Source organism: Nonomuraea pusilla (genome assembly GCF_900109355.1).
Classification (GTDB): domain Bacteria; phylum Actinomycetota; class Actinomycetes; order Streptosporangiales; family Streptosporangiaceae; genus Nonomuraea; species Nonomuraea pusilla.
The window spans coordinates 24364-44137 of the sequence record NZ_FOBF01000002.1; the positions used below are offsets into that span (position 1 = coordinate 24364).

Annotated in this window: 24 protein-coding genes and 1 pseudogene; 13 read left to right on the top strand and 12 right to left on the bottom strand. The window is 74.9% G+C overall.

All coding sequences use genetic code 11. The features are described 5' to 3' along the window. Positions 1-33: 33 nt before the first annotated feature. The 6 genes and pseudogenes from BMX74_RS03120 to BMX74_RS46570 all read left to right on the top strand — a co-directional run. The gene (locus tag BMX74_RS03120) at positions 34-903 is read left to right on the top strand and encodes a sigma-70 family RNA polymerase sigma factor (RefSeq protein ID WP_091098128.1); all 870 of its coding nucleotides are present in this window, start codon (positions 34-36) and stop codon (positions 901-903) included. Between the two features lie 226 nt (positions 904-1129). Continuing rightward, positions 1130-1456 carry a hypothetical protein gene (locus BMX74_RS03125; RefSeq protein WP_143078533.1) on the top strand — a complete coding sequence of 109 codons (327 nt, stop codon included), beginning with the start codon at positions 1130-1132 and terminating at the stop codon, positions 1454-1456. Between the two features lie 57 nt (positions 1457-1513). Further along, a complete protein-coding gene (locus BMX74_RS43755) occupies positions 1514-1855 on the top strand; it encodes a DUF3147 family protein (RefSeq protein ID WP_055501523.1) in 342 nt (113 codons plus the stop codon). Then, positions 1852-2250: a DUF3147 family protein gene (locus BMX74_RS43760; protein ID WP_176573272.1), complete on the top strand. Its 399-nt coding sequence runs from the start codon at positions 1852-1854 to the stop codon at positions 2248-2250. Before BMX74_RS43755 ends, BMX74_RS43760 begins: the two co-directional genes overlap by 4 nt. 31 nt (positions 2251-2281) lie before the next feature. Then, entirely contained in the window at positions 2282-2704 is a 423-nt protein-coding gene (locus tag BMX74_RS42775) for a PP2C family serine/threonine-protein phosphatase (protein ID WP_143078535.1), read from the top strand. Further along, positions 2704-2907: pseudogene (locus BMX74_RS46570) on the top strand (SpoIIE family protein phosphatase); the annotation flags it as partial. The gene BMX74_RS42775 and the pseudogene BMX74_RS46570, both read left to right, overlap by 1 nt. 150 nt (positions 2908-3057) lie before the next feature. Here BMX74_RS46570 and BMX74_RS42785 read toward each other — a convergent pair. The 11 genes from BMX74_RS42785 to coxB all read right to left on the bottom strand — a co-directional run bounded on the left by BMX74_RS42785 (position 3058) and on the right by coxB (position 12826). Beyond that, positions 3058-3384, bottom strand: coding sequence for a hypothetical protein (locus BMX74_RS42785; protein ID WP_055501526.1), 327 nt, complete (start codon positions 3382-3384; stop codon positions 3058-3060). A 96-nt stretch (positions 3385-3480) separates the two neighbouring features. Continuing rightward, positions 3481-3813 (bottom strand): hypothetical protein, encoded by a 333-nt coding sequence (locus tag BMX74_RS42790; RefSeq protein WP_055501527.1) that lies wholly within the window; start codon positions 3811-3813, stop codon positions 3481-3483. Beyond that, a complete protein-coding gene (gene qcrB, locus BMX74_RS03150) occupies positions 3800-5176 on the bottom strand; it encodes a cytochrome bc1 complex cytochrome b subunit (RefSeq protein ID WP_055501528.1) in 1377 nt (458 codons plus the stop codon). The genes BMX74_RS42790 and qcrB overlap by 14 nt, the downstream gene beginning before the upstream one ends. Beyond that, positions 5173-6024, bottom strand: coding sequence for a ubiquinol-cytochrome c reductase iron-sulfur subunit (locus tag BMX74_RS03155; protein ID WP_055501529.1), 852 nt, complete (start codon positions 6022-6024; stop codon positions 5173-5175). The genes qcrB and BMX74_RS03155 overlap by 4 nt, the downstream gene beginning before the upstream one ends. Then, positions 6021-7259 (bottom strand): cytochrome bc1 complex diheme cytochrome c subunit, encoded by a 1239-nt coding sequence (gene qcrC / locus BMX74_RS45340; RefSeq protein WP_256256754.1) that lies wholly within the window; start codon positions 7257-7259, stop codon positions 6021-6023. The genes BMX74_RS03155 and qcrC overlap by 4 nt, the downstream gene beginning before the upstream one ends. A 4-nt stretch (positions 7260-7263) precedes the next feature. Continuing rightward, positions 7264-7638, bottom strand: coding sequence for a c-type cytochrome (locus tag BMX74_RS03165; RefSeq protein ID WP_055501531.1), 375 nt, complete (start codon positions 7636-7638; stop codon positions 7264-7266). Next, the gene (locus tag BMX74_RS03170) at positions 7635-8672 is read right to left on the bottom strand and encodes a cytochrome c oxidase assembly protein (RefSeq protein WP_143078536.1); all 1038 of its coding nucleotides are present in this window, start codon (positions 8670-8672) and stop codon (positions 7635-7637) included. Before BMX74_RS03170 ends, BMX74_RS03165 begins: the two co-directional genes overlap by 4 nt. Then, a complete protein-coding gene (locus BMX74_RS03175) occupies positions 8666-9079 on the bottom strand; it encodes a hypothetical protein (RefSeq protein WP_091098139.1) in 414 nt (137 codons plus the stop codon). Before BMX74_RS03175 ends, BMX74_RS03170 begins: the two co-directional genes overlap by 7 nt. A gap of 7 nt (positions 9080-9086) precedes the next feature. After that, complete coding sequence (locus BMX74_RS03180) at positions 9087-9710, bottom strand: cytochrome c oxidase subunit 3 (RefSeq protein WP_091098142.1); 624 nt, start codon at positions 9708-9710, stop codon at positions 9087-9089. Beyond that, positions 9707-11746 carry a cytochrome c oxidase subunit I gene (ctaD, locus tag BMX74_RS03185; RefSeq protein WP_091098145.1) on the bottom strand — a complete coding sequence of 680 codons (2040 nt, stop codon included), beginning with the start codon at positions 11744-11746 and terminating at the stop codon, positions 9707-9709. The genes BMX74_RS03180 and ctaD overlap by 4 nt, the downstream gene beginning before the upstream one ends. Positions 11747-11755: 9 nt before the next feature. Then, positions 11756-12826, bottom strand: a complete 1071-nt coding sequence (coxB, locus tag BMX74_RS03190; RefSeq protein WP_177227190.1) for a cytochrome c oxidase subunit II — start codon at positions 12824-12826, stop codon at positions 11756-11758. Positions 12827-13019: 193 nt separating this feature from the next. Here coxB and ccsA point away from each other — a divergent pair, with 193 nt between their 5' ends. The 7 genes from ccsA (at position 13020) to BMX74_RS03225 (ending at position 18752) form a co-directional block, all read left to right on the top strand. Beyond that, the gene (gene ccsA, locus BMX74_RS03195; protein WP_218153856.1) at positions 13020-13796 is read left to right on the top strand and encodes a cytochrome c biogenesis protein CcsA; all 777 of its coding nucleotides are present in this window, start codon (positions 13020-13022) and stop codon (positions 13794-13796) included. A gap of 79 nt (positions 13797-13875) precedes the next feature. Beyond that, complete coding sequence (locus BMX74_RS03200; RefSeq protein ID WP_177227191.1) at positions 13876-14283, top strand: cytochrome c maturation protein CcmE; 408 nt, start codon at positions 13876-13878, stop codon at positions 14281-14283. Then, a complete protein-coding gene (locus BMX74_RS03205) occupies positions 14280-16244 on the top strand; it encodes a heme lyase CcmF/NrfE family subunit (protein ID WP_091098151.1) in 1965 nt (654 codons plus the stop codon). The genes BMX74_RS03200 and BMX74_RS03205 overlap by 4 nt, the downstream gene beginning before the upstream one ends. Next, positions 16241-16777: a TlpA family protein disulfide reductase gene (locus BMX74_RS03210; protein WP_055501539.1), complete on the top strand. Its 537-nt coding sequence runs from the start codon at positions 16241-16243 to the stop codon at positions 16775-16777. Before BMX74_RS03205 ends, BMX74_RS03210 begins: the two co-directional genes overlap by 4 nt. Before the next feature lie 5 nt (positions 16778-16782). Continuing rightward, positions 16783-17790, top strand: coding sequence for a cytochrome c-type biogenesis protein CcmH (locus BMX74_RS03215; RefSeq protein WP_177227193.1), 1008 nt, complete (start codon positions 16783-16785; stop codon positions 17788-17790). Positions 17791-17804: 14 nt separating this feature from the next. Continuing rightward, entirely contained in the window at positions 17805-18215 is a 411-nt protein-coding gene (locus BMX74_RS03220; protein WP_055501541.1) for a cupredoxin domain-containing protein, read from the top strand. Between the two features lie 171 nt (positions 18216-18386). Continuing rightward, positions 18387-18752, top strand: coding sequence for a peptidase inhibitor family I36 protein (locus BMX74_RS03225; protein WP_055501542.1), 366 nt, complete (start codon positions 18387-18389; stop codon positions 18750-18752). Between the two features lie 124 nt (positions 18753-18876). Here BMX74_RS03225 and BMX74_RS03230 read toward each other — a convergent pair whose 3' ends face one another. Then, on the bottom strand, positions 18877-19773 hold the full coding sequence (locus tag BMX74_RS03230) for an amidohydrolase family protein (protein ID WP_143078538.1): 897 nt from the start codon (positions 19771-19773) through the stop codon (positions 18877-18879). Between the last annotated feature and the right edge of the window lies 1 nt (position 19774).

The window sequence follows — 19774 nt, forward strand, 5'->3', positions numbered from 1 at the left end:
CCATGACGGAGCGGATCCGAGGAAGGTAACGACATGTCCGACAGCAGCCCGGCCGACCTGGTGGCCACGACGTTCGAGGCCCAGCGCGACCGCCTGCACGCGGTCGCCCACCGCATGCTCGGGTCGCACGCCGACGCCGAGGACGTCGTCCAGGAGGCCTGGCTGCGGCTCTCCCGGCAGGACACCACGACCATCCACAACCTGGCCGGCTGGCTGACCACGGTGGTCGGCCGGATCAGCCTCGACGTCCTGCGATCGCGCCAGACCCACCCCGAGGCGTCCGACGACGACCGGCTGCCCGAACTCGTCGACGACGGCCCCGCGCCGGAGGACGACGTGACGCTCGCCGACTCGGTCGGGCTCGCGCTCCTCGTCGTCCTGGAGACGCTGAGGCCGGGCGAGCGGCTGGCGTTCGTGCTGCACGACCTGTTCGCGGTGCCGTTCGACGAGATCGGCCAGATCCTCGGCAAGTCGCCCGACGCCGCCAAGATGCTCGCCAGCCGGGCCCGCAGGAAGGTGCAGGCGTCCGAGCGACCGACGGCCGCGGGACGGGAGCAGCGAGAGGTGGTCCACGCCTTCCTGGCAGCGGCGCGCCGGGGCGACTTCGAGGGACTGCTGCGCGTGCTGGACCCGGAGGTGAGGCTGACCGTCGACACCCCCGACGGCCCGGTCGTCACCATCGGGGCCACCCAGGTCGCCGCCGGCGCGCGGCTGGGCGCGGATGCGGCTGCCCGGAGGCGGGCGCTGCTCGTCGACGGCCTTCCCGGCGTCGTGTCCTGGGGTGAGGACGGCGCCCCGCTCTCGGTCCTCGCGTTCACCGTCGCCGACGGCCGGATCATCGCCATCACGTTGGTGACCGACCGGGCCGTGCTCGCGTCGATGAACCTGCCGTACCTGGGGTGAGTCACCCGCACCCGCCTACTGCCTGGTGGTGACGGGGGCCGGGCTGGGTATGTCCATTCCCGCGAACAACAGCGCCGCCAGGGGCCGCGGCCGGTGTGTCCGCCAGGCATGTCCGGAAAGGGCGGCTGACTCATCGACTGCTGAAGGGGAGGGTGGCGGTGATGTCCATCTGGTCCAGGTCGTGGTGCGAGGGGCGACGGGTCGTCTCCGGTCGGGGAGACCGGCGATGACGGTTTCGCGGGTCCCGATGGACGAGGGGCGGGTCCGGGCCCGGCGGGCCACGCGGAACCGGTGCGTGATGGCGGCGACGGCCCTGGTGCCGGGGGTTCTCCTGCTGCTCGTCGCCCAGAACGCGGCCATGGCGGCGGCAGGTGCGCTCGGCCTGGCCGTCGCCGTGCTGCTGGGCCGGCACGCCTACCGCCGCCGCTACGAGGCGGACGGCGGGTTCGACGCGCGGCACCTGGCCGCCGCCGATCTCCGCTTCTTCCTGGTGGTCGCGGTGCTCGCCGTGGCCGCCGCGGCCCTGGCGGGCCTGGGCCTGCTCCTCGGGTGAGAGGCGGAACCCGTGACCGGCTTCCGCTGACTGCCGGCGCCGGGGGAGAGGACGTCCATGGCTGAGGTGTGGTTGCTCGTGGGGCGCGGGCTGTTCGGCGGCCTGCTCGTGATGGCCTTCGCCGTCCTCGGCGAGATGGTGACGCCGAAGCGGTTCGCCGGGATCTTCGCGGCCGCCCCGGCCGTGGCACTCGCCGGGATGACGATCACGGCGCTGCGCGAGGGCGGCCCGGCGCTGGCGGAGGACGGGCTCGGCATGGTGGCGGGAGCGGTGGCGCTGGTGGCGTACTGCGTGGTGGCCGTGCCCCTCGTCCGGCGCCTGGGGGCGTTGCCGGGGTCGCTGGCGGCGCTCCTGGTGTGGGGCGCCGTGGCGGCCGTGGGCTGGGTGCTGGTCTCGTGAGCGCCGACGACAGGATCCGGGTGAAGCCGTCCAAGCTGCGGCACACGCCCGTACGGGGGCTGGTGCTGCGCTTCGTCTTCGGCGCGCTGGTCTCGGTGATCGCCGGCGTGGTCGGGCAGCGGTGGGGGCCGCTGGCCGGTGGCGTGTTCCTGGCGTTCCCCGCCATCCTGGGAGCCACGCTGACGCTCATCGAGGAGGAGGAGCACCAGCGGGCCCTGGCCGCCCAGGACGCGGTGGGCGCGGTGCTGGGCGCGGTCGGCATGATCGCCTTCGCGGGGTGTGTCTGGGCCCTGGCCGGCCGGCTGCCCGCTCCGCTCGTCCTGGGGGTCGCGACGGCGGCGTGGGCGCTGGTCGCCGCCATCCTGTACCTGACCTTCAGAACCACACGGCAGTGAGACCGCGCCGGAGACGGCGGGAAGGAGCCGGATGGACGTCGTGAGGCGGCCGGATCCGCCGTCAGGGCTGCGGCGGGCGTTGTGGCGGCTGCCCGTCCACCTGTACCGTGCCGGGCTGGGCCGGCTGCTCGGCGGCAGGCTCATGCTGCTCACCCACGTCGGGCGCGTCTCGGGAAGGCTCGCGCCGGGCCGTCATCGAGGTCGTCGAGCACGACGCACGCGGCTACGTGGCGGCCTCCGGCTTCGGCCCGCGCGCCGACTGGTACAGGAACATCGCGAAGACGCCGGACGTCGTCCTCCATACGACGAGCCCGCCCTGGCCGAGGCCGGTGATCGGCTGGAGGCGAGCCTGGCCGGGCACTTCGGCGGGGAGAAGTTCGTCACGGCGATCGTGGCCGAGGTCCACGACGGCGAGATCCTGCTGCTCAACTGCGGCCACCCCGCCCCCTGCTGATCTCGGCGGACGGAAGGGCCGAGCCCGCCGAGCCGCCGGAGGACGGCCTCCCGCTCGGGCTGCTGTCCCTCGGCCCCGACCGGCCCGGGCCGCACCGCGTCCCCTTCGGCGAGGGGGACCGCATCCTGTTCTTCACCGACGGCGTCATCGAGGCCCGCGACTCGGCCGGGACCTTCTACCCGCTTCTCGAACGTGCCCCGCTTCTCGTGGCCGAGGGTACGCAGACCACGCTCGACACCCTGCGCGCGGACCTGATCCGGCACATCCGGGGGCCCTGCTCGAGGACGCCGCGATGCTGCCCGGCGAGTGACCGGGCCCCCACGGCGGGACCCGGACCCGCGGACCGAAGCCCGTCAGACGAGCACCCGCCGGGAGACGACGCCGCTGCCGACCTCGTGCCCGCACCAGAGCTGGAAGTCCTCGCCGGGCCGCAGGTAGTGCAGCGCCTCCGCGTCATGCAGGACGATGGTCACGACATGGTCCCTGTCGCCGGGGCTCAGCGGCTGCTCGTCGTCGGTGCTGATCGCGGCCGAGAAGGGCCTGCTGTGCATCTCGTGTCCCTCGCGGTGGCGTCCCCGGACCACCAGGGACCGCGTGCGGCTGGGCAGCGGACGCGGCAGGCCGCCCTCCTCGGGCGGCAGGAGTGTGATCAGCGCTCTGACCTTCACGTTGGCTGCCATCGGCCGGCCCTTCCTTCCTGCCGATTCCCTCACCGGCCGCTACCCGTACGAGCCGCGGCGATACCTCGCCTCCCGCCTCGGCGGGGGGGGGCGCCGTCATCGTGCTCGTCCGGTGTGCCGCGGCCCCCCGCTCGGGCGGACGCCGAGCACGCGGCGGGCCAGGTGCACGAGGATCACGCCCAGCAGCGCGGCCGTCCAGAGGCGGCGCAGGAGGGCGAACAGGCGGCCCTCCTCCCTGGGACGGACGTCCACGTCCTGGGGCGGCTCGTCGAGCGGCAGGTCCGGGTAGGCGTTCCTGGCACTGGACCTGGCCTGCTCGCGCGTGGCGTACTCCAGGTTGGACGGCAGCGTCTCGGCCCCCACGTACGTCCAGTGCCAGAAGCCGTTCGGCCGGGGCCGCAGTTCGACCCTGGGCTCATCGCCGCTCATCGCGCGCCTCCCTCGGCGAGGTCAGGTCCGCCCACCGCAGCGTGCCCACCGTGTCCTCAGGACGCCCCCGCAGGGCCCGCGCCACCGCGAACCCGACGGCCGCGAGCAGCAGCGGGACGACGATGACGACGACGCGCATGATCCGTACGAGGTCGAGGACCGGCACCCGGAGCCACATCGCCACCAGGTCGTCGGCGGCGCTGAGGAGGAGCAGCCCGTAGAACGACAGCGCCCACACGCCGACGGCGACCCGTGCCGGACGGTGGCGGGGCCGGTCGAGCACCTGGTGCCGCCCCCGGTCGCCGGTGACGGCCCGGTCGATCCACGGCCAGGCGTACAGGACGAGGAAGGTGAGACCGGGCATCACCACGCCCGGCAGGAACGGCGCGGGGACGAGGTGGCCGAACACCCGGAACTCGACGGGCGGGAACAGCCGCAGCGCCCCCTCGACCCAGCCGAGGAACCAGTCGGGCTGCGCGGGGGAGGTCGCCGCAGCGGGCTGGAACGGCCCGTACGACCAGATGGGGTTGATCTGGACGAGCGCGCCGAGCCCGAACGCGACGGCGAGCACCGCGCACAGCAGCGCGAGCGAGCGGAACGCGTAGGCCGGCCAGAGCTTGGAGCCGACGACGGTCCTGTCGGTGCGGCCGGGCCCGGGGAAGTGGGTGTGCTTCTGGCGGACGAGGACCGCCATGTGCACGCCGACGAGCGCGGCGATGAGCCCCGGCAGGAGGAGGACGTGGGCGACGTAGAGCCGCGGGACGATCGACTCGCCGGGGAACTCGCCGCCGAACAGCAGGAAGGCCGCCCACGGCCCGACCAGGGGCAGCGAGAGGAGGGTCGAGTAGGCGATGCGCAGGCCGGTCGCCGACAGCAGGTCGTCGGGCAGCGAGTAGCCGGCGAACCCGTTGGCGATCGAGGTGGCGAACAGCGTCACCCCGACCAGCCAGTTGATCTCCCGCGGCTTGCGGAAGGCGCCGGTGAAGAACACCCGTGACAGGTGCACGACGATCGCGGCCAGGAAGACGAGCGCCGACCAGTGGTGCACCTGCCTGAACAGCAGCCCGCCCCGCACGTCGAAGCTCAGCTCGACCGTGGAGGCGTAGGCGGCCGACATCGTGGAGCCGCGCAGCGGCGCGTAGGAGCCGTCGTAGGCCACGTCGCCCGTGGCGGGGACGAAGAAGAGGGTCAGGAAGGTGCCGGTGAGCACCAGCGTGACGAAGCTGTAGAGGGCGATCTCGCCCAGCATGAAGGACCAGTGGTCGGGGAACACCTTCGCGACGGCGGTCCTGACGGTGGAGGCCAGGCGCAGCCGTCCGTCGAACCACCGGGCCGCGCCGCGTCCCAGCCATCGGATGATCATGCTCGCCTCCAGTACCCGGGGCCCGTCGGCTCGGGGAAGTCGCCGCGCGCGACGAGCACGCCCTCCGCGTCCACGCCGAGGGGGAGCTGCGGGAGCGGGCGCGCGGCCGGCCCGCCGACGGGCAGCGCGCCGCGCAGCACGTCGAAGACGGACTGGTGGCAGGGGCAGGCCAGCCGCTGCGCGGTCTGCAGGTAGAGCCCGATCGGGCAGCCGGCATGGGTGCAGACCTTGGAGTAGGCGACGATGCCGTCGACCGTCCAGCGCATGCGGTCGGGCGGCAGCGCGAGCCGCGCCGGGTCGACGCGGACGAGCACGGCGGCCGAGTCGGCGGCGTCCAGGCGCCCCTCGGGGAAGACGGTCAGCATGCCGCCCGGCACGACGTCCGCCGCGCGCACCGGACGGCCGTCGACCCCGACCGCGCGGGTCCCGGCACGCCAGGCCGTCTCGGCCAGCGCCCGGCGCGGGCTGGGGACGCGGAACAGCAGGGAGCGGATCGGGAACAGGGCGACGATCCCCAGCGCGGACACGGCGAGCACGAGCATCCGCCGCGGCAGCGCCGTGCGGGCGAAGGGCCTGCCGTCGCGGCCGAGCTCCGACTCGAGGGCCTGCCGGGTGAGGGGCGGTGAGATCAGGGGCTCCCGCTCCTCCACGTACGGGCCCTGGGGGAGGAGCCGGCGGGACCAGGCCGCCAGACCGACGGCCAGCCCGGCGAACCCGAGCGCGAACCCCAGGCCGAGCAGCATCTCGTCGCCGAGCACGTAACCCGCCCCGGCGAGGACGGCGGCGAGCGTGCTCACCCCGAACGCCGCCGCGATCCGGCGTTCCACGGCCCGGCGCGGATCGGTCATGGTGCCTTCTTTCCGACGAACCTGATGAAGACGATGAGCAGGCCGAGCCCGATCAGCCACGCCACGGCGCCCTCGGCGACGGGCCCGATGCCGCCCAGCGGGGCGCCGCCGTGGGCCTTCTCGGCGTGCAGCCCCTCCAGGTAGGCGATGACGGCGCCGAGCTGGGCGTCGCTCAGCTCGGTCGGCGGGAAGGCGGGCATCGCGCCGGGCCCGAGCCGCACCGCCTCCGCGATCTGGGTCGCCCGCGACGGCAGCAGGGACGGCGCCACCTGGCCGCCCGGCAGGCTCGCGCCCTCGCCGGTGGAGGAGTGGCAGGCGGCGCAGGTCGCCAGGTAGAGGCGGCGGCCCTGACTCGGGTCCCCGGCCGGCACGGAGGGGATCGCGGGACCGTGGCCGAGGGAGGCGACGTACGCGGTCAGGGCGTCGATGTCCGAGCGGCTGAAGGCGGGGGTGCCGCGCCGGGGCACGGCGCCGGGCGCCGGGAGCGGCATGCGGCCCGTGGACAGCTGGAAGTCGGCGGACGCCGCGCCCGCCCGCGTGAGGTCGGGGCCGAGCTGGGTGCCCTCGCCCCGCTGCCCGTGGCAGCTCACGCAGGCGCGGTCGAACAGCTCGCGCCCGCGAGCCAGACCGCCCGGGGACGGCGAACCAGGCGGAACGGAACCAGGCGGAGGGGCCCCCGGCAGAACCGAACCAGGCGGAACGGAACCGGGCGGAGGGGCCCCCGGCAGAACCGAACCAGGCGGAACGGAACCGGGCGGAGGGGCCCCCGGCGGAACCGAACCAGGCGGAGGCGCGCCCGGCGGTGCGGTGCCCGGGGACCTGGTGGCCGGGGACCCGGTGGCCGGTGGTGCGACGGCCGGCGATGCGGTGGCCGTTGGCGCGGCCGCTGTGGACCTGGTCGCCGGCGGTGCGGCCGCTGTGAACGCGGTGGCCGCTGACGCCGTCGCCTGGGATGCGGCGGGCGCGTCCAGAGGGCCGCCGGTCGTGGCGGCGGCTGGTGCGGCTGTGGCGATCGCCACCGCGACGGCCAGGCGCGGCAGAGGGGCCACCCGGGCGCGGACCTCCGTCACGACGGCCGCCAGGCGCGGCAGGCCGGTCGCTCCCCGGGCCGCGCGGTGTGGCAGGCCGGTCGCTCCGCGGGCTGCGCGGTGTGGCAGGCCGGTCGCTCCCCGTGCCGCGCGGTGTGGCAGGCCGGTCGGTTGCTGGGCCGCGCGGTGTGGCTTCGGCGCACGCATCCCGTCACTCCAGGCTGAGCAGGTAGGCGGCGATGTCGCGGGCGTCCTCGGCGGTGACGCCGAGCTTCGGCATGGCGGTGCCCGGCTCGACGGACTGCGGGTCGCGGATCCACCGCTGCAGGTTCTGACCGTTGTTCACCAGCTCGCCGGCGATGTAGCTCCGCTCGCCGAAGGAGGTGAGGGGCGGGCCGACGAGCCCGTCCGCCCCGCGGACGCCGGGCACGGTGTGGCAGGAGGCGCAGCCGTAGTGGGCGATCAGGGTCCGGCCGCGTTCGGCGTCGCCGCCCGGCACCTGACCGGGCGGCCTGGTCGTCTGCGCGCAGCCCGCCAGACCGGCGAGCGTGACGGCCAGCAGGGCGGCCGCGTGCCTGCGGCTCATCGCAGCACCTCCTCGTCCGGTGCGGCCAGGACCTCCTCCGCCTGGTCCGCGCGGCGGCCGTCGCGCCGCCCCGTCCGCGTCCAGGTGAGGAAGAGGGCGATGAACGCGCCGAGGTAGACCAGGTCGGCGGGCACCCACATGACCAGGCCGGCGAGCTGCTGGTCGAACAGGGGGTCGCCGCCGGACTCGGTCACCTCCGCGGCCTGTGCGGGGAACAGGGGGGCGGGCGCGAGGGTGAGCACCGCGCCCAGCGCGGCGCTGGGCAGCATCGTGACGAACATGTAGAGCATCGCCGCCGGCCCGCCCAGCCTGCTCCTGCCGGGGGTGACGACGTGCCACCACAGCAGCCAGGCCGTGCCGAGGAAGGCGAGGTGCTCGGCCACGTGGACGGGCTCGGAGCGCAGCGCGAGGTCGTACGGTCCGGGCAGGTGCCAGAACCACAGCACGGTGATGTGCGCGAGCCAGGCGGTCACGGGGAGCATGAGCCAGCGCACGACCGGCACCGGCCGCAGCGCGTGCCGGGCGAGGACGAGCCGCCGCCTCCACCGCCTGGGCAGCGCCAGCGGGACGACCAGTTCGGGCGCGCCGAGCGCCAGCAGGGGCGCGGCCACCGCGATGAGCACCATGTGCTGGAGCATGTGGGCGGCGAACCGTTCGTCCGCGAGGTGGTCCAGCGGCGGGAGCAGGGCGACGGCCATCGCGAGCAGCCCGGCGGCGAAGGAGGCGACCCTGGCCCGTCCCAGCCTGCGCGCGCCCCGCGACGCGGCTCCGGCCCTGCCTCCCGCCCTGTCTCCCGCCCTGTCTCCCGCTCTGCCGCCCGCGCGGCCTCCCAGCCGCCGCAGCCCGGCCAGGTACGCGGCCGTGGCCAGGGCGATGGCGGCCACCAGGCCCGCCATGTCGGGCGAGAGGCCGTACGTGCCGCCGCCATGGGCGAGGACGCCGCTCAGCACCCCGCCCGGTATGACGTTCGGCACGGCGTTCGGCACGGCGTTCGGCACGGCGCTCGGCACGGCGCTCGGTACAGCGCTCAGCACGGCGGGAACACCACCACGGCCACCGCCCCGAAGACGATCATGAGGACGGCGAGGCCGTCGAGCCAGAGCCCGAGGTGCGCGAGGAACCGCGCGCGGCCGATCCTGCGGTCGCCGTCGTCGCGTAGGTGCCTGCTCCACAGCCGCCAGCAGGTCAGCAGCGCCGCCGCCGCGACGAGCGCGGGAACGGCGGTGGCGACCGCGACCACCGCCTTCAGCGGGACGCCGGCGACGTCGGTGTGCCCTCGGGCGCAGGCCAGCTCGACCACCCCCCAGGCGACCACGAGGTGGACGGCCCAGGCCGCGACGCCGCCGAGGACGGCGAACGCCAGCAGCCACCGCCCGATCCGGCGTGCCGGCTCGGGGACGTCCTGCTCGGTGCGCGACGTGGATCCGGTCTGACGACTCACGCGGGCCTCACAGGTGCGGGCTGAGGTAGACGGTGAACAGGATCGCGAGCCACACCGCGTCGATGAAGTGCCAGTAGAAGCCGACGAGGCGTACGCGTTCGTGGCGTCTGCGGGTGAACTTGCCCCTGAACGCCCCGGCGACGGTGAAGGCGAGCATGGCCAGCCCCACGGCGACGTGGGTGCCGTGGAAGCCGGTGATCACGTAGAACAGGGAGGCGTACGCGTCCCGCGTCCAGGTGTACTGCTCCAGCTTGGTGTGGTACTCGGTGCCCTGCAGGACCAGGAACGCGGCGCCCAGCAGCAGGGTGAGCGCGAGCGCCAGCCTGAACCTGCCCTGGTGGCCCTTGCGGACCGCCCAGTCGGCCCAGAGCATCGGCCCGCTGCTGGACAGCAGCACCGCGGTCATGATCAGGGGTTTGGCCAGTTCCGGCTTGTCGATGCCGTCGGGCGGCCAGACGCCGGCGGTGGTGAACCTGATGTAGAAGTACGAGGCGAGCAGGCAGGCGAAGATGGTGGCCTCGGTCGCCACGAACAGCACCATGCCCCACCACGCGGGCGTGTGCCCGAACGCGGGGCTGGCGAGGGCCTGCGGCGTGGTCGCCGCGCCGATCGTCCGGCCGGCGGAGGTCATGCCGGGCCTCCTCCCGTCCCGCCCGCCGCGGCGGGTTCCCGTTCCTCAGGCCCCGTACGGCCCCCTGACGGGCGGTCCCACGGCCAGAGCCACCACGCGATCGTCACGGCGAACACGGCGGCGGCGACCACGGCCACCGCCCCGCCTCCCAGCAGCAGCGCCAGCACGGCGACGAACAGGGTCGCCGCGGCGACCAGGGGCACCACGCTGTCCTCCGGCATCTCCAGCGCGCGTTCCGCCTCGCCGTCCAGCTCCGTGGTGCGCAGCACCTCGTGCCCGCCGGCCAGCACGCGGTCCTCGGCCCGGCCGCCCTCGGTGAAGGAGGCGAGGCTGCGGCGGTCCCACAGCGGGTGCAGGCTGTGCACGGCCGGCACGACCGCGAAGTTGTACGGTTTCGGCGGGCTGGCCGTCGCCCACTCCAGCGTGTCGCCGCCCCACGGGTCGGGCGGAGCGGGGCGGCCGCGGCGCAGGCTGTGGACGAACGTGCCCAGCGCGATGAGCAGCCCCACGCCGAAGACGTACGCGCCCACGGTGGACAGCAGGTTCCACGCGTCCCACCCCAGTCCGGAGGAGAAGGTGTAGACCCGCCGGGGCATGCCGAGCAGCCCGCTGACGTGCATGGGGAAGAAGGCGAGGTTGAACCCGGCGAAGCTGGTCCAGAAGGACCAGCGCCCCGCCCGTTCGCTGGTCATGCGCCCGGTGAACTTCGGCCACCAGTGGAACAACCCGGCCACGATCGGGAAGACCGCCCCGCCGACCAGGACGTAGTGGAAGTGCGCGACGACGAAGTACGAGTCGGTGACCTGCTGGTCGAACGCCACGACGGCGAACATGACCCCGGTGACCCCGCCGAGCACGAACAGCACGATGAAGCCCGCCACCCACATCAGCGGCACGCCCACGACCAGGCGGCCCATGAGCAGCGTCGCCAGCCAGGAGAACATCTGGATGCCGGCCGGGATCGTGATGACGATGCTGGCGGCCGAGAAGAAGGTCAGCGAGAGCTGCGGCAGCCCGACCGCGAACATGTGGTGCACCCACACGCCGAAGCTGATGATCCCGGTGGCGACGGTGGCCAGCACGATGAGGTTGTAGGCGGCGATCGGCCGCCTGGCGAACACCGGCACCACGGCCGAGACGATGCCGAGCGCGGGCAGCACGATGATGTACACGTCGGGGTGGCCGAACAGCCAGAACAGGTGCTGCCAGAGCACCGCGTCGCCGCCGCCGGCGGGCTGGAAGAACTTCGTGCCGAAGCGCCGGTCCAGGAACAGCAGGGCGTTGGCCACGTTGAGCGGCGGCAGCGCGAACACCACCATGAACGACGTCACGACCAGCGCCCACACGAACACCGGCACCCGGTTCAGCGCCATGCCGGGGGCGCGCAGCTTCAGCGCCGTCGAGATGAAGTTGATCGCGCCGGCGGTCGTGGACACGCCGAGGAACAGCAGGCCGAGGCTGTAGACGTCGAGGTTGGCGCCGGGGGAGTAGGCCGGCCCGGTGAGCGGCACGTACGCGAACCACCCGCCGTTCGGCGCGGCGCGGAACAGCAGGCTGGAGAACATGAGCACGCCCGCCGCCGCGAAGACCCAGTAGCCGAAGGCGTTGAGCCGGGGGAAGGCCATGTCGCGGGTGCCCAGCATGAGCGGGAACAGGAAGTTGCCGAACCCGAACAGCATCGGGGTGGCGAACAGGAAGATCATGGCGGTGCCGTGCACGGTGAAGAGCTGGTCGTACGCGGCGGGGGAGACGACCTTCGCGTCGGGCACGGCGAGCTGGGTGCGCATGACGAGGGCGTCCAGCCCGGCCAGGACGAAGTACAGCGCGGCCGTCACCATGTAGCGGCGCCCGATGCGTTTGTGGTCCACGGTCGTGAACCAGCCGCGCAGCCCGTGCGACTCCGGCCATCTCGCCGCGACCCGGGCGCCGGCCAGCCGTTCGGCCGCGTCGTTCGCCGCCTCGGCGTGCGGGACGCCGCGCCTGTCCACCTCGTCGTCCACCTCGTCGTCCACCTTGTCGTCCACCTCGATGTCCACGGCGTTCTCCTAGTGCAGCGTCTCGAGGTAGGCGATGAGCGCGCGCAGCTCGACGGGGCCGAGCGGCTGCGGCGGCATGAGGTTGCCCGGCTTGACGGTCTGCGAGTCGGAGATCCAGCCGCCGAGCCAGCCCGGCGTGTTGGGGACGGTCCCCGCGCCGAGGTAGCGCCGCCCGGCCAGGTGGGTGAGGTCCGGCCCGACCCGTCCGGCGGCGGAGGTGCCGCGTACCGTGTGGCAGGAGGCGCACGAGGACGACTCCAGCACCTTCCGCCCGGCCGCCGCCCGCGCGTCCGCCGGGGGCGGCGCGGGACGCGCCTGTCCCGCCAGCCACGACGCGAACTCCTCCGGGCGCTGCGCCACCACCTCGAACGCCATGCGGGCGTGCTGGGTGCCGCAGTACTCGGCGCACTGCCCCCGGTAGGCGCCGGGACGCTCCGCGCGCACCCACATGTCGTTCACCCGGCCCGCCACCAGGTCGGTCTTCGGCGCGAGCTGCGGCACCCAGAAGCTGTGGTTGACGTCCGCCGTCCGCAGCCGCAGGTGCACCGTCCTTCCGACGGGGACGTGGATCTCGTTCGCCGTCACCGCGCCGTTCTCCGGGTAGCGGACCTCCCACCACCACTGGTGGCCCGTCACCTCGACGACGAGTTCGCCCGGGTCCTTCGGGTCGGACAGCGCCTCCAGGTCCCGCAGGCCCACGGCGTAGACCAGGGTGAGGATGGCGGCGGGGACCGCGACGCCGAGGACGACCACCAGCCGGTTCCCCTGCCCCGTCCTGACCTTCACGTCCGGGCCGCGGCGGCGGGCCAGCGCCCACAGCAGCAGCACGGTGACCACGACGACGACGCCCGCCGAGATGCCGAACAGCAGCCACCACAGGCCCGCGACCCGCCGCGCGCCGAACCCGGCGGGCGCGAGCGCCGACGGGCCGCCCTGACCGCCCTGGCCGCCTTCGCCGCACGAGGCCGCGAGGGGCAGGACGAGCAGGACGAGCAGCACGAGCGGGGAACGGCGGCCCGCCGCGCGGTGGCGCGCACGCGCGAGCCTCCGCTCGCGTGCCGGCCCGGATCTCGCCACCACCTCGTCCCGCCTCCTCCGCGTGTGAATGCCCTGATAGCCACCTTGCGCGGCCGACCCCCCGGCCATCCCCAATCCGGGGGAAAGAGTCGATCATCTTCGTCGTATCCCCTCGTCACGTCCGCTACGGGACGTATAGGTCTTCGCTTGGGGGAGCGGCGCTGCGGCTCCGGCCGCGACGACATGGAGGACTCAGGTGGCGAACAGCGGGACCACGCGCGCGCGGAGCGGACAGGCGCAACGCACGGGACGTCCGGAACGTACGGAACGGGCACTGGGCGCGGGTGCGGGGGCCGCCGCGCTGGTCGCGCTGGTGCTCGGGCTGGCCGTCGCGCCGCCCGACGCCCTCCAGGGACAGCCCCAGCGCCTCATGTACGTCCACGTCCCCGCCGCGTGGACGGCGTACGCCGCCTTCGCCGTCGTCCTGGCGGCGGGCGCGGCCCACCTGCTGGGACGCCCGCCCTTCTGGGACCGCCTGGCGCGGGCGGCGGCCGAGCTCGGCGCGGGCATGACCGCCCTGGCCCTGGCGCTGGGCGTGCTGTGGGGCCGCCCGGTGTGGGGCGTCTGGTGGACGTGGGACCCGCGGATCGTCTCCACGGCCGCCATGCTGCTGGTCTACCTGGCCTGCCTCGGCGTGCGGGCCTGGCCCGCCGACCCGCGCGCGGGGGCCCGCGCGGCGGCGGTGACGGGGATCGCCGGCTTCGGCGTCGTCCCCGTGGTGCACTTCTCCGTGCTGTGGTGGCCCGCGCTGCACCAGCCGCCGTCCGTCCTCAGGCCCGCGGGAGCCGTGCCGGTCGACCCGCCGATGCTCGCCGCCCTCGCCGTGGGCGTCGTCGCCTTCCTGCTGGCGGGCGCCTGGGTGGTCACCCGCAGGGTGCGGGCGCTGGACGTCCGCCCGACCGTGCCCGTCCGCGTCCCCGCGGGGGCGCCCGCGCACCACGGGGAGCGCGTGCCGGCGGGGAGCGCGTGGTGACCGGCTGGCTGTGGGTGGTGTCCGGATACCTGCTCACCGGGCTCGTCTGGGTGCTCTACGCGTTCTGCTCGGCCAGGCGGTGCCGGTGATCCGGCGCGGCGGCGCGGGCCGCCGGAGGCTGCCGCTGCTCCTCGTCGTGGCCGGGGCCGCCGTGTTCTGCGTCCTGGCCGTGTCCGGCATGGGGCAGGGCCTCGTCTACTACCGCACGCCCACCGAGCTGGCCGGTCGGGCGGCCGATCCCGCGCACCGGCTCCGCGTCGCCGGGCTGGTCCTGCCCGGATCCGTGCGCGAGGACGGCGGCACGCTGCGCTTCCAGCTCACCGACGGCGTCACCCGCGTCGACGTGGTCCACCGGGGCGAGCGCGCGCCGCTGTTCCGCGCCGGGCAGGGCGCGGTGGCCGAGGGCTCGCTGGGCGCGGACGGGCTGTTCCACTCGGACCGGCTGATGCTGAAGCACTCCGACGAGTACCGCGCCCAGGCCCCATGATCCCCCTCCTCGGGACGCTCGCCCTCGCATCGGGCCTCGCGGCCTCCGCCACGGGAGCCGTCGCGTGGCTGCGCCGCCCGTCCGGCCGCGGGCCCGCCCTGGCCGCCGCGGGCGTGCTGTGCTCCGCCGTGGCCGCGTTCCTCCTGCTCGAATGGGCCCTCATCACCCGGGACTTCGCCGTCGCGTTCGTCGCGGAGCACGGCGGGCGGGACGTCCCCCTGTACTACACCGTCACCGGCCTCTGGTCGGCGATGGAGGGCTCGCTGCTGCTGTGGCTCGTGATGCTCTGCGGCCACGCCTTCGCCGCGAGCCGCAGGCTGCCCGCGACGCAGGACAGGCCCGTCACCATGGTCGTGATCATGGTCGTGTGCGGGTGCTTCTTCGCGCTCACGCTGTTCGCGGCCAACCCCTTCGAGGCCGTGCCCCCGCCCGCCGACGGCCCAGGACCCGATCCGCTCCTGCGCAGCCACCCCTTCATGGGCCTGCACCCGCCGCTGCTCTACCTCGGCTACACCGGCTTCTGCGTGCCGTTCGCCCACGGCCTGGCCGCCCTCGTCACCGGCAGGGCAGGACGGGAGGCCGCCGAGGTGATGCGCCGGTGGACGCTGGCCGCGTGGGTCCCGCTGACCGCCGGCGTCGTCCTCGGCGCCTGGTGGTCGTACGGCGTCCTCGGCTGGGGCGGCTACTGGGAGTGGGACCCCGTCGAGAACGCCTCGATCATCCCCTGGTTCACCGCCACCGCGCTGCTGCACGCGCTCATGGTCCGCCGCCGCCGCGGCTCCCTGCGGGCCTGGACCGTGGCGCTGGCGGTCGCCACCTTCCTGCTCGTGCTCACCGGCACCTTCCTCACCCGCAGCGGGGTCGTCGCGAGCGTCCACTCCTTCACCAGGTCGTCCGTGGGGCCCGTGCTGCTGGGCGTCCTCGTCGCGGTGCTGGTCGCGGCCTGCGGCCTGCTCGTGTGGGGCTGGGACCGGCTCGCGGACGGCCCCCACCGGCGTGCCGACCGGCTCCCGCCGCTCTCCCGCGAGACGTTCCTGCTGGCGGCCGGGGCACTGCTGGTCGCCCTGGCCTTCACCGTGCTGCTCGGCACCCTGTTCCCCCTCCTCGTCCAGGCGGTCGGGGGCGAGCGAGTCTCCGTCGGGCCGCCCTACTACGACCGGATGACGGTTCCCCTGGCGCTGGCGCTGCTCACCGCGATGGCGGTGGCCCCGCTGACCGGCTGGCGCGGCCCCGGGGCGCGGGCGGTGGCACGCCGGCTGGCGGGTCCGGCCGCGCTCGCCGCCGCGGTCGTCGCCGCGCTTGGCTTCCTCGCCGACGAACCGCCCGTGCCGCTCGTGTCGTCCGGGACGGCGGCGTTCGCGCTCGCCGCCGTCGCCGTCCGGCTGGCCGGCTCCGTACGGCACCGGGGGGCGGCCGCGCTCCTGCGGGCGGGCGGCCGCAGGAGGCTGGGCGGCCTCCTCGCCCACGCCGGCGTCGCCCTGGCCGCCGTCGCCGTGACGGCCTCGGCCGCCCACGCCACCACCCTGCAGACCCGGCTCCGCGTCGGCCAGACCGCGCAGGCCGCCGGGTACACCGTCCGGCTCGACGGCGTGGACCGGGAGCGCGCGGGCGACGAGATGAGCGTCGCGGCCCGCGTGACCGTCCTGCGCGACGGGCGGGCGATCGACATCCTGCGCCCGTCCCTGGTCTTCTACCCGTCGGCGGGGGGATCGGCGGTCGCCAGGCCCGCCGTCCGCACCCGGCTGCTCACCGACCTCTACCTGGCGGTGTCCGAGGTGGACCAGGAGGCGGACGAGGTCGTCCTGCGCCTCGCCGTCAACCCGCTCATGGCTCTGCTCTGGGGCGCGGGCACGACCGTAGCGCTGGGCGGCCTGATCGCCCTGACCGGCGGACCGGCGCGGCGGGAGCCGTCCGGGTGGCGCGGGACGGCGCGCGCGAGGATCGAGGAGCCGGTGGGATGAGCGCGGCGCGGCGTCTCGGCTGGATCGGCGTGGCCCTGCTGGTGCCCGGTCTGGCCGTGGTACTCGCCCACGGGCTGCGCACCGGCGAGGAGGCCGCCTCCGTCGCCGTCGCGCGGCGTCCCGCCCCCGCGCTGGAGGGCGCCACGCTGGACGGGCGGCGCGTCTCGCTCGCCGGGCTCCGCGGGCACGTCGTCGTGGTGAACGTCTGGGCCTCCTGGTGCGGGCCGTGCCGGGAGGAGTTCCCCTACCTGGTCGAGACCGCGCCGCGGCTCGCCGCCCGCGGAGTCCGTTTCCTCGGCCTGGACGTACGCGACGGGCTCGAACCCGCCAGACGCTTCGTCGAGGAGTTCGGCGCGCAGGACCTGCCGCACCTGTCCGACCCCGACGGCCGCCTCGCCCTGGACCTGGGGGCGTTCGGCGTGCCCGAGAGCTTCCTGGTCGACCGCGACGGGACGATCGTGCAGCACCTCCTCGGCCCGATGACCCCCCAGTGGGTCGAACGCCACGTCCTGCCCCTGCTGGACCCGCGGTGAGCGGCGTGAGGTCCGTCCTGGCCGGAAGGCTCGCCGCGGTGGGGCTGGCCGTGCTGATCGCGCTGTCGTGCGCGGCGCTGTGGCGGTCGGCCCAGCAGGAGGCCGCGGCGCCGGTACGGGTCCAGGACGTGGCCGCTTCCCTGCGCTGTCCCGACTGCCAGACCGCGTCGGCAGCGGAGTCGTCGTCGCCGCTCGCCCAGGCGATGCGAGCGGAGATCGGCCGCCGGCTCGCCCTCGGATGGAGCGCCGACCGCATCCGGGACTACTTCCAGGAACGTTACGGCCCCTGGATCCTGCGGTCGCCTCCCGCGGAGGGGCTGTCGCTGGGGGCCTGGGCACTGCCGGTGGCCGTCCTGGCCGCCGGCTGCCTGCCCCTGGCCCGCCGCCTCCGGCGAGCGAGGGGCGCCGCGGCGACGACCGGCCCCACAACCCCCGCACCCGCCCGGCACGGCGACTCCACGGCCGAACGCTCACAGGAGCCGGAGAACGCGACCTGGCAGGCGCGGGGCGGGGCGCGGGGTCGGGTGCGGGGGGCCGGGTGGGTGGCGGCACTGCTGTCGCTGGCCTGCGGGGGAGGCGTGCTGGCCGCCGCGCTGGCCGGCGGCCCCTCGCCGTCCCCGCCCGCCGACCCGGCCCGGGACGACGCCCGTCAGCCGGATGCGGGCGGCTATCTGGCCCGGGGGCGTGCCCTGCAGGCGGCGGGGGACGCGGAGCAGGCGGTGCTCGCGTTCGAGGCCGCCGCGGCTCTGCGTCCCGACGACCGCGCACCGCGTTACCTGCTCGGCTTCGCCCTGGTCAAGGCCGGGCGGGCCGCCGAGGCCGTCACCCTGCTGCGCCCCCTGCGGGCCCGCCACCCGGACGACCCCGACCTGCTCCTCGTGCTGGGCACGGCCGAGCTGACCGCGGACCCTCCCGCCGGCAGGCGCACGCTCGCCCGGTTCCTGTCCCTCGCGCCCGAGGGGCATCCGGCCGTCCCCGAAGTACGCCGTCTCCTGGAGGGAAACCCCCGATGAGGTGGAGCGCCCCGATGAGGTGGACCGTCATCGCGCCTGCCACGCTCATGCTCGCCTCGGCGTGCGGCGCCGTCGGGCCCGCCGCTGCGCCCACCGGGCGCTCCGTCGTCGCCCGAGGTCCGGCGGTCTCCCACGCCGAGGTCGGGCTCACCGAGTGGCGCGTCGGACTCGGCGCCTCCGTGTTCGCCCCCGGACCCGTCGAGCTGCACGTCACGAACGCGGGCAGCACCGCCCACGACCTCGTCGTGACCGGCCCCGGCGTGTCTGCGGCCACCCCGGTCCTGCCCCCGGGCGGGACGTTCACGCTGAGATTCACCGCCGTCCCCGGCACCCGCCTGACGCTGCTCTGCACGGTCACGGGCCACGACCACCTGGGCATGCGGACGGACGCCGTGGTGGCCGCGTCCGCCGACGCCGGAACCTGACCTCGGGGCGCCCGGCGGCCCGGCCGAGGGGCGGAAAGTGGTGGGTGGGGGCGTTTGCCCTGGTCAGGGCGGTGGCTGCGCAGGCCATATCGGTATTACTTTCCGTGGTCATTCGATCACCCACCGCTTATCGTGTGGGCGTCATGTTCTCGAGCGAGAGGAGTCTCCGCCGTGAGATCCCCCTACCTTCTGCTCGCGTCGGCCCTGGTGGCGGGCGGGCTCGCGCTGCCCGCCGCGCCGGCCGCCGCCGCCGCGGCCCCGCCGTGCCACGCGCACGTCTGCCTCTGGACGGGCCCCAACTACACGGGGCAGGTGTTCACCTGGTGGGAGGGCCAGGGCAACGTGTTCATCGGGTCGGTGCACGCCGACCACGTGGGCTCGTTCGTCGCGACGACCGGGGCGTGCTTCGTCGACACCGCCGACACCGAGTGGCGGTGGCACTCGGTGCGGCGCGCGTCCGCCGGCGACTACAGCTCCAACTACTACGGCAGGTACGGCAACGTGATGGACCGCGTCGCGCCCGCGCGTTACTGCTAGGTGATCCCGGGCGGTGCGCCCGGGATCGCCCTGCCCGTCGCCCGCCGAGGTCAGCGCCGGGGCTCGCCCCGCAATCCGTGCCCCGGCGCGCGGGCGGCGCCGGAGCCGGCCTCGGCCGGCGCGGTCACAGGGGCTCCTTTCTCAGGCCGAGGACGCGCAGGGCGTTCTCCTTGTAGATGAGCGGCCTGGCCTCCTCCTTGACGTCCAGGGCGGCGAAGTCCGCCATCCAGCGGTCGGGGGTGAGGAGGGGGTAGTCGGAGCCGAACAGGACCTTGTGGCGCAGGGGCCCGGCGGCCTGCCGGACGAGCTGCGGAGGGAAGTACTTCGGCGACCAGCCGGACAGGTCGAGGTAGACGTTGGACTTGTGGCCGGCGATGGAGAGGGAGGCGTCGACCCACGGGACGGACGGGTGCGCGAGGATCATCGTGAGGCCGGGGAAGTCGGCGGCGACGTCGTCGAGCAGCATCGGGTCGGAGTAGCGGAGCTTGATGCCCCGGCCGCCGGGCAGGCCCGCGCCGATACCGGTCTGGCCGGTGTGGAAGAGCGCGACGCTGCCGAGGTCCTCCAGCGCCTGCCAGAGCGGGTAGTGGGCGGGGTCGTTCGGTGCGAAGCCCTGCAGGCTCGGGTGGAACTTGAAGCCGAGCACGCCGAAGTCCCGCACGAGGCGCCTGGCCTGGGCGACGGCGGCCTCGCCGCGCCGTGGGTCCACGGAACCGAAGGGAATGAGGACGTCGGCGTGCTCGGCCGCCTGACAGGCGATCTCCTCGCTGGACAGGGCGGGGTGGCCGAGTTCGGTGGAGGCGTCCACGGTGAAGACGACCGCGGCCATGTTCCGCTCGCGGTAGTGGGCGGCGACGCGGTCGATGGTCGGGGTGCGGTCCTGACCGGCTCTGAAGTACCGGGCCGAGGCCGCCATCAGCTCGGCGTCGAGCGAGAGGCGGCCGTGGTGGTCGGCCTCGATGTGGGTGTGGACGTCCAGGGCGACGATGGCGTCCGGGTCGATGCGCGGGGTGTAGGTCATC